We start from the raw sequence: 11,553 nt of genomic DNA on the forward strand, positions 1-11,553 counted from the left end.
CCGCGCAGCTCAACATCAGTTTCGTGCCCGACGTGTGGGGGAGAACATCCGCAACGTCGAGAGCCTCGATGCGCTCACCGAACAGGCCAAGTTCCAGCTCGAGGCCGCGTATCTGGCGCTCACCGCCAACGTGGTTACGGCGGCGATCCAGGAAGCATCGCTGCGCGGCCAGATCGCAGCCACCGAGCGCATCATCAAGATCGAGCGCGACATTCTCGGCATCCTGAAGAGCCAGTTCAATGCGGGCCAGGCGGCACAGGTCGACGTGCTGGCGCAGGAAGCGGCCCTCGCCCAGTCCGAGCAGACCCTGCCGCCGTTGCAGAAGCAGCTTGCGGTGCAGCGCGATCTGCTCACCGCGCTGGCCGGGCAATTCTCCGCCGACGAGATCCTGCAAAAATTCGATCTCGACCGCTTCAAGCTGCCCGCCAACCTTCCGGTGAGCCTGCCGAGCACGCTGGTGGCGCAGCGCCCGGATGTGCGGGCCGCGGAGGCCAACATGCATTCGGCAAGCGCGCTGGTCGGCGTCGCGATCGCCGCGCGCCTGCCGAGCTTCACCATCAGTGCCAATCCGGGCTCGATCGCGTTCCAGACCGCCCAGCTGTTCACGCCGGGAACGCTGTTCTACACGGTCGCCGGCAGCGCGACGCAGACCTTGTTCGACGGCTTCACGCTGTATCACAAGCAGAAGGCCGCCGAGGCCGCGCTCGACCAGGCCAACGCGCAGTACCGCCAGGCCGTCATCACCGCGTTCCAGAACGTCGCCGACGCCCTGCGCAGCTTGCAGGCCGACGCCCGCGCCGTGCAAGCCGCGATCAAGGCGGAGAACGCCGCCAAGGCCAGCCTCGACATCGTGCAGAAGCAGCTCGTGCTCGGACAGGTCAACCAGGTCAATGTGCTGAACGCGCAGCAGGTCTATCTCAATGCCGCGATCACCCGCGTGCAGGCGGTGGCGACGCGGCTGTCCGACACCGCGGCGCTGTTCCTGGCGCTCGGCGGCGGCTGGCCGACCAACTGCCCGACCAGCGATTGGCGCGGCTGCGTGTTCGAGACCAGCGTCGCGTCGAAGACCTGATCGAACGCGACGAACCGTATTGCCCTGTGCACCAGACCGCGATGAGGGTTCGGCCCGACCTCATCGCGCCCTGGACGGTCAGGATCAGCCCTGCAAGTGGCGCGCCATGAAGTTGTCGTAGCCGATCTCGGCGACCTGGAACCACTGGTAGCCCGAGTTGGAATAGGCCATCAGCGAATCCAGAATCTTCTTGAAGTTGGGATTGCTGGCCGAGACCTCCGCGTGCAGCTCCTTCGCCGCCTTGTAGCTTGCCTCCATGATCGGCTGCGAGAAGGCGTGAAGCTTGGCGCCGCCGGCGAGCAGTTTCTTCAACCCCGTCGGGTTCACCGTATCGTATTTCGCCATCATCCAGTTGTTGGCGAGATGACCAGCCTGCTCGAGAACGTTCTGATAGTACTTGGGCAGCGCATTCCACTTGTCGAGATTGACGATCGCCAGCAGCATCGTGCCGCCTTCCCACCAGCCGGGATAGTAGTAATGCGGCGCGACCTTATACAGGCCGAGCTTCTCGTCGTCATAAGGCCCGACCCATTCCGCCGCATCGATCGTGCCCTTTTCGAGCGCCGGATAGATGTCGCCGCCGGCGAGTTGCTGCGGCACGCAGCCGAGCTTCTGCATCACGCGCCCGGGAAAACCGCCGATGCGGAATTTCAATCCCTTGAGATCATCGACGGTGTTGATCTCCTTGCGGAACCAACCGCCCATCTGGCAGGTGGTGTTGCCGGCGAGCAATGAGGTGAAGTTGTAGCCCTTGTAGAATTCGTTGAGCAGGTCCTTGCCGCCGCCCTGGATGAACCAGGCCTGGTTGAGGCGCGAGTTGGGTCCGAACGGCACCGACGTTCCCAGGGTGAAGGTGGGGTCCTTGCCGAAATAATAGTAGGACGCGGTATGCCCCATCTCGACGGTGCCGTTCTGCACGGCGTCGAGCACTTGCAGACCGGGGACGATTTCGCCCGCGGCGAAGGTCTGGATCTGGAATTTGCCGTCGGTGGCCTCGCCGACAGCCTTCGCCATGATCTCGGCGCCACCGTGAATGGTGTCGAGCGATTTCGGCCAGCTCGTCGTCATGCGCCATTTCAGTTCGGGCATCGACTGCGCGATCGCCGGCGCTGCGATGGTCGCGGCACCGGCGACGCCTAAACCCGTGACCTTGATGAAATCTCTGCGCTTCATTTTGAATCCTGCCCTGGTTGTGTTTTCCTCATGTCATCGAAGCGCTGACTGGATTGCCGATCGTCGCGCTTGCTTTTCTTGCCGCCGCGATCGTCGAGAGATCGCGCCGCCTTCGTGCCGAGGCTTGGGCGGGAGCATGGAGCATCCCCCGGTGAACGCCAGACGCAAAAAGCCCGGCCGTCTTGCGAGGGCCGGGCTACTTAAGTCGAAGCTTTGAGCGGGTTTCGGCTCGATGGCCGTAACCCCAATGCCTATTTCGAGGCGTTTTCTCCGCGCCAATGCGCGTCGATCGCGCTCGCAAGCATCATGTTCAGCCGCGGGTACGCGAGCGGATCATGAAGCTGTCGAACGTGTATTCGGCAACCTGCCACCACAGATACTGATCGGAGCGATAGGCCTGCATGGCGTCGATCGACTTCTTGAAGTCGGCATTCTTGGCCGAGATCTCGCTCCAGAGCTCGTTGGTCGCCTTGAGACAGGCCTCGAGCACCTCGTTGGTGAACGGACGCAGCTGGGTGCCGCCGGCCACCAGCCGCTTCAGCGCCGAGGGGTTCTGCATGTCGTAGCGCGCAGCCATCCAGCTGTTCGCGTTGGCCATGCCGTTGGCGAGGATCGCCTGATAGTTCTTCGGCAGCGCGTTCCACTTCTCCAGGTTGATGAAGGAGTGCACGGTGGGACCGCCCTCCCAGAAACCCGGATAGTAGTAGTACTTCGCGACCTTCTGGAAGCCGAGCTTCTCGTCGTCATACGGACCGACCCATTCGGCGGCGTCGATGGTGCCCTTCTCGAGCGCCGGATAGATGTCGCCGCCGGCGAGCTGCTGCGGCACCACGCCGACCTTCTGCAACACCTGGCCGGCGATGCCGCCGATGCGCATCTTGAGGCCGGACATGTCGGCGACCGTCTTGATCTCCTTGCGGAACCAGCCGCCCATCTGGGTGCCGGTGTTGCCGCAGGGGAAGCCGATCACGCCGAACTTCTTGAAGAACTCGTTGCCGAGCGCCTCACCGCCGCCCTGGTACCACCAGGAGTTCTGCATGCGCGCGTTGAGACCGAACGGCACCGACGCGTAGATCGCGAACGTCGGATCCTTGCCGACGTAGTAGTAGGACACGGTGTGGCACATCTCGACCGTGCCGTTGGAGGTCGCGTCCAGCGCCTGTAGGCCGGGGACGATTTCGCCCGCCGCGAACACCTGGATCTGGAACTTGTTGTCGGTCATCTCGGCGACATACCTCGCCAGTTGGTCGGCACCGCCATAGATGGTGTCAAGCGACTTCGGGAAGCTCGAGGTCAGGCGCCACTTGATCTCAGGCGAGGACTGCGCGATCGCCGGCGCAGCAACCGCCGTCGCGGCAGCACCGGCCGCAGAAACTTTCAAAAAATCACGACGCTTCATCGTAAGGCTTCTCCTTGAGGGGCGTTTCCCAGTGACCGTAAGCAGTTCTCCGGCGGGCGCTTGCAAGCTGCACGCTTGCGAAGGCCCGCCGAGGCGCTCTCGGTCGGCCCTTTACCACGGAAGGTGGCGTCACGGAAACGCGACAATGGCATGACCGCGCCAATTAAACGAAAGTCTGATGACGCCGGAATCTGCCGGAAAATAGGGGGCTTGGCCGCGGCACGGATGGCTTGCCGCTGCTCGCGGACCTTGCCGCCGGTCACGCGGTAAATCGCCGCGTGCGGGCCGCCGGCACGCTTGCCGGACGGCGGGAGCGATCAGCGCTTGGTCGTCTCCCGCGCCTTCTTGGCCTGGTCGGCCAAATGCCGCCCGCGCCTGATCCAGCTTTGCGCGGTCGTCTTGCTGACACCGAACGTCTTTGCGACCGACTCGGCAGCTTCGCCGATCGAGTCGGATTTCTTCGCGACGTTGAATGCCATCCGCGAAGCCTCTGCGCGCTGCTCGCGCGTCAGATGTTTGCGGCCTTCCTTCTTTGCCATGCGTGACGCTGTCATGGCTGTTGACGGTCGCTTCACGGCTCTTCCCGCAATTTCGGCTGCACCCGCGGCCGTTGGCAAATGGACGGAGGTGGTACGATTCGGCCGGCCCCCCCAAACATACAGGGCGAAATCGATTCAGCAATCGCCCAGGGCGACGGTCCTGTGCAGAAACGGCCGGACCTCGGGCCTGTCAGAGCAGCATGGCAGGCGATGACGACGGCACCAGCTCAGGCCGCGGCGATGACGCCTTGCAGCTGCTCGCGCACCTTGGCGCCGATCGCGCGGTAGATCTGCGCGTGCGGGCCGTCCGGCTCGCTCTCGACCACCGGATTGCCGGAGTCAGACGCGGAGCGGATCGCGATGTGCAGGGGGACTTCGCCGAGGAACGGCACCCCGAGCTTCTCGGCCTCGTGGCGGGCGCCGCCATGGCCGAAGATGTCCGAGCGCGTGCCGCAGTGCGGGCACTGGAAATAGCTCATGTTCTCGACGATGCCGAGCACCGGCACGTTGACCTTCTTGAACATCGCAAGCCCGCGCCGCGCGTCGATCAGCGAGAGGTCCTGCGGCGTCGAGATGATGACGGCGCCCTTGAGCGGGACGTTCTGCGCCAGCGTGAGCTGGGCATCGCCGGTGCCGGGCGGCATGTCGACGACCAGCACGTCGAGCGTGCCCCAGGCGACGTCGCGCAGCATCTGGGTGATCGCCGACATCACCATCGGCCCGCGCCAGATCATCGCGGTGTCCTCCTCGACCAGGAAGCCGATCGACATGATCGCCAGGCCGAAGCGCACCAGCGGGATCATCTTCTTGTCGTCGTTGAGCTGCGGCTTCTCGCGGATGCCGGTCAGCCGCGGCACCGACGGGCCGTAGATGTCGGCGTCGAGCAGCCCGACGCGCAGGCCGAGGTCGCGCAGGCCGAGTGCGAGGTTGAGCGCCGTGGTCGATTTGCCGACCCCGCCCTTGCCGGAGGCGACGGCGATGACGGCTGAGATGCCCGGAATCTCGGCCTGCCGGGCCATCGGCGATTGGGCGCCGGGCGGATGCGGATGCCGGTGCGCCGCGGCTGGCTGAACGCCGCCGGCCGGCCGTGGTGCAGGCGGCGCCCCGCCGGCCTTGCGCTCCGCCGTCAGCGCGATCATCGCGACGCTGACGCCCGGGATGGCGCGCACGGCATTCTCGGCCTGCGCACGCACGCTTTCCCACGCGCGGGCCTCCGCGGCATCGACGTTGATCGAGCAGAACACCTTGCCGTCAGCGACCGTGATCGCCGACAGCACATTGGCGTTGGTCAAGGCCGTGCCGCGCGGCGACATCACCCTGGCAAGGCAATCGAGAACCTGTTGCTGCGTCACGCTCACCGCGTATCTCCCGGGAAGTTTGAGGGACGACCCATAGAGCGTTGCAGCGCAAAAGGCTACCTCGCTCCGACGTCGTCCCGCCGCTCGGACGGCGCCGCCGAGCCGCCTTCCTTGGCGGCCTCGTAGTTCAGCTCGATCATGACCCCGTTGGGGTCGTTGACGAAGATCTGCCAGAGATCGCCGCCGGGAACCTGGCGCGAGTCGAATTCCATGCCCTTGGACTGTAACCGCTTGCGCATGCCGTCGAAGCCCTGGCTGGCAAAAGCGACGTGGTGGACGACGCCCGAATCCGGCTTTTGTGCCTCGTCGGTCGCCGAAATGTCGACCAGATGCACCACCGCCTTGCCCTCGCTGTACATCCAGGCTCCGGGGAACGCGAAGTTCGGCCGCGCGCCCTTTTCCAGTCCCAGAACGTCTTCATAGAACCGCACCGTGGCGGCGAGATTCCGGGTCCGGATATTGAAATGATCGAGCACACCGACGCTCATGCCCATGCGAGACACTCCCTTTTTTGTGAAGTTCTTTGGTGGGGTGATGGTAGCACAAAACCGGGTTCTGCGATCCAACGAAGCCGTTGCCCTCCGCTGCACAGGGGGTATGGTGCGGCTCCTTCCATGGACGGAATGCCCAGCCTGCCGCGACGTTTTCCGGCGGTCCCAAGGGGCGATCACCACGGCAAATCACAAGGTATCAGACATGGCTAAAGTCGCTTTTCTCGGTCTCGGCGTAATGGGTTTCCCGATGGCGGGACACCTCGTGAAAAAGGGCGGTCATGAGGTCACCGTGTACAACCGGACCGCGGCGAAGGCGAAGGAATGGGCCGACAAGTTCGGCGGCAAGACGGCCGCGACCCCGAAGGCCGCCGCTGAAGGCCAGGACTTCGTGATGTGCTGCGTCGGCAATGACAACGACCTGCGCTCGGTCACGATCGGTCCGGACGGCGCCTTCGCCGGCATGAAGAAGGGCGCGACCTTCGTCGACCACACCACTGCCTCGGCCGAGGTCGCCCGCGAGCTCGATGCCGCCGCCACCAAGGCCGGCTTCAAATTCGTCGACGCGCCGGTGTCCGGCGGCCAGGCCGGCGCCGAGAACGGCGTGCTGACCGTGATGTGCGGCGGCGCTCAGGATGCCTACGCCGGCGCCGAGCCGATCATCACCGGCGCCTATGCCCGGATGTGCAAGCTGCTCGGCCCCGCCGGCGCCGGCCAACTGACCAAGATGGTCAATCAGATCTGCATCGCCGGCCTGGTTCAGGGCCTGTCGGAGGGCATCCACTTCGCCAAGAAGTCCGGCCTCGACGTCGCCGCCGTGATCGAGACCATCTCGAAGGGCGCGGCGCAGTCGTGGCAGATGGAAAACCGTTACAAGACCATGAACGAGGGCAAGTACGATTTCGGCTTCGCGGTCGAGTGGATGCGCAAGGACCTCTCGATCGCGCTGGCGGAGGCCCGCCGTAACGGCGCCACCCTGCCCGCCACCGCGCTGGTCGACCAGTTCTATGCCGAGGTCGAGAAGATGGGCGGCAAGCGCTGGGACACGTCGAGCCTGCTGGCGCGCTTGCAGCGCTGAGTCCTCACAAGCAGCCAGGTGACCCGCGCCTGCGGGTCATCTGCCATGCGGTACTGCCTGTCTGCTTCCACTCGCTCGAAGGCTGCCGTCGACTACATACAACGGCGGACTGAAGCCCGCCGTCGACGCCGCGTGCCCGAGAGGAAAGCGAGACGACCTTGCAGTACCTGGTATGGTCGCTCCCGTTCGTCGTCGTCGCGGCGCTGATCGCGACCGGACGCGCATCCTCCACCGTGGTGGGGTTGGTCGGCTTCATCACTTCGCTGATTGTCGCCCTGGTGGCGTCACCGCAGCCTTTTGGTAGCGGCGATGCGGTTGGCGCGATCGGCCGTGGTGGATGGCTGGCGCTGCTCGTCGGCGCGGTCATTCTTGGAGGTTTATTCTTCCGCGAGGTGGTCTCGGAGCATGGCACAGCCGATCGCGCGACGCCGGTTGCTCCGGAGCGGCGCCGCAGGCAGCTCTACACCACCTGCTTCCTGATCGGGCCCTTCGCCGAGGGTGCGACCGGTTTCGGTGTCGGTCAGGTCACGATTGCGCCGATGCTCAATGGCATCGGCTTGGCACCTCTCCACGCCATCCTGTTCGGGCTGTTCAGCCAGATGATGGTGTCGTGGGGCGCGATGGCCAACGGCACCATCGTCGGCTCGCAGCTCTCCGGGATTGCACCGACCGACCTCGGCGTGCATAGCGCCCTCCTCACCGTGCCGCTTCTGATCGCCTGGCTCGGTCTGTTCTGGCGCATCGCCGCGATCGCCAAGATCCCGGGGACGCCGCTCGATTTTGCCGGCGAGGCGCTGTGCACGATCGCAGCCGGCGGGCTGCTGGTCGCAGCCAACGCCCTGTTCGGCCCTGAGGTCGCAGCACTGGCAGCGCTGGGACCGCTGATCGTCGCACGCTTCCTGTTGAGCGGGAGGCCGGATCGCGACCAGTGGCGGTCGGCGCTTCGCATCGGGCTGCCCTACGTCGCTCTGATCGCCGTGCTGATGGCGACACGTGCGATCACCCCTGTCAACGAATGGCTTCGCGCAGCGCTCGCGGTCAAGCCGTTCGCCGACGGCCCAACCTGGTTTCCCTTGCTGCATCCGGGCTCTTGGCTGCTTGTGGTCGGCCTCGCCACCACGGTCGCGATGCGACGGCCGGCAGCGGAGGCACTCGGACGGGCATGGACGCGCGGCCGCAAGCCGATCCTGACCATCGGCTGCTTCCTGGCGATGGCGCAGGTGATGGCCACATCCGGTCTGGCCGACGGCCTCGCGAAGGGCTTGAGGTCGGCGCTTGGCCCCTTCGCCGTCCTTGCAACACCTCTGTTCGCCGGGGTGTTCGGATTTCTGACCGGCAGCAGCAACGCGTCCAACGGCCTCTTGATGCCTGCCCAGATCGCACTCGCGCGCGACGCCGCACTCAGCCTGCCCTGGCTCGGCGCCATCCAGAACACCGCAGCCGCGGCCTTGACCATGCTGTCGCCAGTGCGGGTCGCGGTCGGCTGCGCGCTGGTCGGAAAGCCCGAGCTCGAACGAACCGTCTATGCGCGCGGCTGGCCGCTGGGCGCGGTTCCGCTCGCCATCCTGGCCGCCGCGGCGGCGTTGCTGCTGGTGAGATGGTGAGACGCCGGCCCGCGATTCCGCGCCGCGCGCAAAAGTTAATTTAACTCACCGTTAACGAGTTTCTTTAGCTCTTTAAGTCATCGCTTAATGATTTGGCGTCACAGATAGACAATGCAAAAGGCCCGCGCGGTTCGCTGGCAGGATTTGTGTTTGTTTATGAGTAATCCCGCAGAAAAGCCTGAAGTTGTACAGCTTCCGGCAGGACCTCAGGTGGCAGCGCCGGTGAACAGCCGGCGTGCTGCTGCACAGCGGGTGCGCGAGGCGCGGGATCGGTTAACGTCAACCAGTGGAACCCGCCCGGCGTTCGACGCCGAACTGCTCCGCCAATACGCCCAGACCCGGATCTCGGCCTCCTACGTCGTGATGCTGCTCGTGGTCGCGACCGGCGTGCTGTTTGGCCTCTGGATGAAGCCGATCGTGGCCGGCGCCTGGACGGTCGGCATCCTCGCCGTCCACGTCGCCATCGTGCGCAGTTGTGCGCGCTTCCTCGCCGAACCGACCTCGGTCGCGGTGACCCGCAAATGGCGCACGCGTTTCGTGCTGCTCGACCTGCTCTACGGCCTGTGCTGGACTGCGATCCTGATCCAGCCCGCCGGGCGCGATCTCTCTTCCAATACGCTGATGATGTTCCTGATGCTGCTGGTGATCGCGGTCTCCAGCATGCTGGCTGCGAGCCTGCCGATCGCGGCGCTCGCGGCGACCGTCCCGGTGACGGTCGGAATCGCGCTCGACCTCGTGCTCAACGGCGCATTCGACAATTACGTGATGGCGCTGCTCGCGCTTGCCGCCGAGGGCTATTTCGCGCTGCTGGCACATCGCCTGCATTCGACCACGCTGGCGACGCTGGAAGCCCGCGCCGAAAAGGACGCGCTGATCGGCGAACTGGAACAGGCCAAGGCGATCTCCGACGAGGCGCGGCATCGCGCCGAGTCCGCCAACGTCGCCAAGTCGCGCTTCCTCGCCCAGATGAGCCACGAACTGCGCACGCCGCTCAACGCCATCCTCGGCTTCTCCGAGGTGATGAAGAGCGAGATATTCGGCGCGCATACCGTGCCCGTGTACAAGGAATATTCCGCCGACATCCATAATTCCGGCGTGCACCTGCTCAATCTCATCAACGAGATCCTCGATTTGTCGCGCATCGAGGCCGGCCGCTACGAGCTGAACGAAGAGGCCGTGGCGCTGGTGCATGTCGTCGCCGATTGCCACCATCTCCTGAAGCTGCGCGCGACGAGCCGCGGCATCACCATCCACGAAGTGTTCGAGCATGGCATGCCCCGGATCTGGGGCGATGAGCGCGCCATCCGCCAGGTCGTGCTCAATCTGCTCTCGAACTCGATCAAGTTCACCCCGCAAGGCGGCGAGATCTGGCTGAAGGTCGGCTGGACTGCGTCGGGCGGGCAATATCTCAGCGTCAAGGATACCGGAAGCGGCATCGCCGAGGACGAGATCCCGGTGGTGCTGGCCTCGTTCGGCCAGGGCTCCAACTCGATCAAGTCGGCGGAACAGGGTGCGGGCCTCGGCCTGCCGATCGCGAAAAGCCTGATCGACATGCATGGCGGCACCTTCACGCTGAAATCGAAGCTGCGCATCGGCACCGAGGTGATCGTGACCCTGCCCCCGGAACGGGTCATGAGCGCGCTGGCGCCGATGGCGGAAGAAGCGCCGCCGACGCAGCCGGAGCCCGTCGAACCATCGATGGGCGCCGACCGCAAACGCGTGCGCCGCAAGTCGATCATGAGTGCCGGCACCGGATTGTAGAGCATGTCGCGGACCAACGTGACGCGGTTCTCGCTGTCCATACGCGCAAGATGTTGGCGCGAAGACCACGCTCGCGACAAAAAGCCCGGGCGTGATGCAGCATCCCGTATCGGTCGGCTTGCATCGACGGCTGAAACGGTCCAACACTTGAAGAATGAGCTCAGAAACGCCGTGTATCGCAGTCTGCATGATGGACCCTCGGACGAAGCTCTGCTTCGGCTGCGGTCGCACGCTTCCGGAGATCGCGCGCTGGCACAAGATGGACCGCGCAGAGCGGCTCGCCGTGATGTCGACATTGCCGGCGCGCATGGCCGAGGCCGGCCTCGAGGCCATGGAGCCGCGTCCGAAGCGCGCCTGAGCACGGCGGCGGCTGGAGGTGCTCGATGACCCGCATTCTCCTCGTCATCGTGCTGCTGATGGCGACCGCCGGCGCCGTCGTCGCCTATGGCGATCCCGATCAGATCGCCCGTGCCAGGGAAAACCTAACCCAGATTTTCGGCCGCACCATCGCCGCTACCACGGCGAGCCCGAGTTCGGCGCCCGCGGTTCAGATCGCGCGCGGCCAGGGCGGGGAGTTCGCGTTCCGCGCCAAGATCAACGGCGTCAGCGCGCCAATGGTGATCGACACCGGCGCGACTTCCGTCGTGCTGACCTGGGAAACCGCCAAGGCGATCGGGCTGCCGACCGAAATGCTCGATTACAATGTCGACCTGGAGACGGCCGGCGGCCACACCAAGGCGGCGCGGCTGACGCTCGATCGTCTCGCGGTCGGCAAGCTGGTCGAGAAATCGGTGCCGGCGCTCGTCGTGCAACGCGGCCAGATGAAGACCAACCTGCTCGGCATGAGCTTCCTCGACCGGCTCGAAAGCTGGGGCGTCCGCTCCGACACGCTCTCGCTGACCGGATATCCCGACGTCACCGGCAGCATCGCCTCCCCGAGCCGCCATCGGCGCACGCGCACGGCGATCGACTAGGGGCACTCCTAGAACGTTCACCGCTCACGGCTGAGTAGAAGTCGGCACGCTTCGCCGTCATCTACGGCTTTTAACCCGAAGCGCACATCTGGACCATATCTGCC

11 protein-coding genes are annotated in these 11,553 nt (G+C 65.2%); 6 read left to right on the top strand and 5 right to left on the bottom strand.

Annotation, left to right across the window (positions count from 1 at the left end):
* Positions 1-34: 34 nt before the first annotated feature.
* A complete protein-coding gene (locus CWS35_RS28555) occupies positions 35-1,072 on the top strand; it encodes an efflux transporter outer membrane subunit (RefSeq protein WP_371682808.1) in 1,038 nt (345 codons plus the stop codon).
* Between the two features lie 84 nt (positions 1,073-1,156).
* Here CWS35_RS28555 and CWS35_RS28560 read toward each other — a convergent pair whose 3' ends face one another.
* The 5 genes from CWS35_RS28560 to CWS35_RS28580 all read right to left on the bottom strand — a co-directional run bounded on the left by CWS35_RS28560 (position 1,157) and on the right by CWS35_RS28580 (position 6,035).
* Positions 1,157-2,245, bottom strand: a complete 1,089-nt coding sequence (locus CWS35_RS28560) for a TRAP transporter substrate-binding protein (RefSeq protein ID WP_024582304.1) — start codon at positions 2,243-2,245, stop codon at positions 1,157-1,159.
* Positions 2,246-2,555: 310 nt separating this feature from the next.
* The gene (locus tag CWS35_RS28565) at positions 2,556-3,644 is read right to left on the bottom strand and encodes a TRAP transporter substrate-binding protein (RefSeq protein ID WP_100954970.1); all 1,089 of its coding nucleotides are present in this window, start codon (positions 3,642-3,644) and stop codon (positions 2,556-2,558) included.
* A 317-nt stretch (positions 3,645-3,961) separates the two neighbouring features.
* A complete protein-coding gene (locus tag CWS35_RS28570) occupies positions 3,962-4,183 on the bottom strand; it encodes a hypothetical protein (RefSeq protein WP_245438712.1) in 222 nt (73 codons plus the stop codon).
* 227 nt (positions 4,184-4,410) lie between these two features.
* On the bottom strand, positions 4,411-5,541 hold the full coding sequence (locus CWS35_RS28575) for an Mrp/NBP35 family ATP-binding protein (protein ID WP_100954972.1): 1,131 nt from the start codon (positions 5,539-5,541) through the stop codon (positions 4,411-4,413).
* A 56-nt stretch (positions 5,542-5,597) separates the two neighbouring features.
* The gene (locus CWS35_RS28580; protein ID WP_100954973.1) at positions 5,598-6,035 is read right to left on the bottom strand and encodes a VOC family protein; all 438 of its coding nucleotides are present in this window, start codon (positions 6,033-6,035) and stop codon (positions 5,598-5,600) included.
* A 172-nt stretch (positions 6,036-6,207) separates the two neighbouring features.
* On the opposite strand from CWS35_RS28580, the gene CWS35_RS28585 reads away from it, so the two are divergent.
* The 5 genes from CWS35_RS28585 (at position 6,208) to CWS35_RS28605 (ending at position 11,449) form a co-directional block, all read left to right on the top strand.
* Positions 6,208-7,110: an NAD(P)-dependent oxidoreductase gene (locus CWS35_RS28585; RefSeq protein WP_298279760.1), complete on the top strand. Its 903-nt coding sequence runs from the start codon at positions 6,208-6,210 to the stop codon at positions 7,108-7,110.
* 158 nt (positions 7,111-7,268) lie between these two features.
* Positions 7,269-8,714: an L-lactate permease gene (locus tag CWS35_RS28590; protein ID WP_024582310.1), complete on the top strand. Its 1,446-nt coding sequence runs from the start codon at positions 7,269-7,271 to the stop codon at positions 8,712-8,714.
* 156 nt (positions 8,715-8,870) lie between these two features.
* Positions 8,871-10,475, top strand: coding sequence for a HAMP domain-containing sensor histidine kinase (locus tag CWS35_RS28595; RefSeq protein WP_024582311.1), 1,605 nt, complete (start codon positions 8,871-8,873; stop codon positions 10,473-10,475).
* 154 nt (positions 10,476-10,629) lie between these two features.
* Positions 10,630-10,833: a DUF1289 domain-containing protein gene (locus CWS35_RS28600; protein ID WP_024582312.1), complete on the top strand. Its 204-nt coding sequence runs from the start codon at positions 10,630-10,632 to the stop codon at positions 10,831-10,833.
* A gap of 25 nt (positions 10,834-10,858) precedes the next feature.
* Positions 10,859-11,449 (top strand): TIGR02281 family clan AA aspartic protease, encoded by a 591-nt coding sequence (locus CWS35_RS28605; RefSeq protein WP_024582313.1) that lies wholly within the window; start codon positions 10,859-10,861, stop codon positions 11,447-11,449.
* The last annotated feature ends 104 nt before the right edge of the window (positions 11,450-11,553 follow it).

The organism is Bradyrhizobium sp. SK17, from assembly GCF_002831585.1.
Classification (GTDB): domain Bacteria; phylum Pseudomonadota; class Alphaproteobacteria; order Rhizobiales; family Xanthobacteraceae; genus Bradyrhizobium.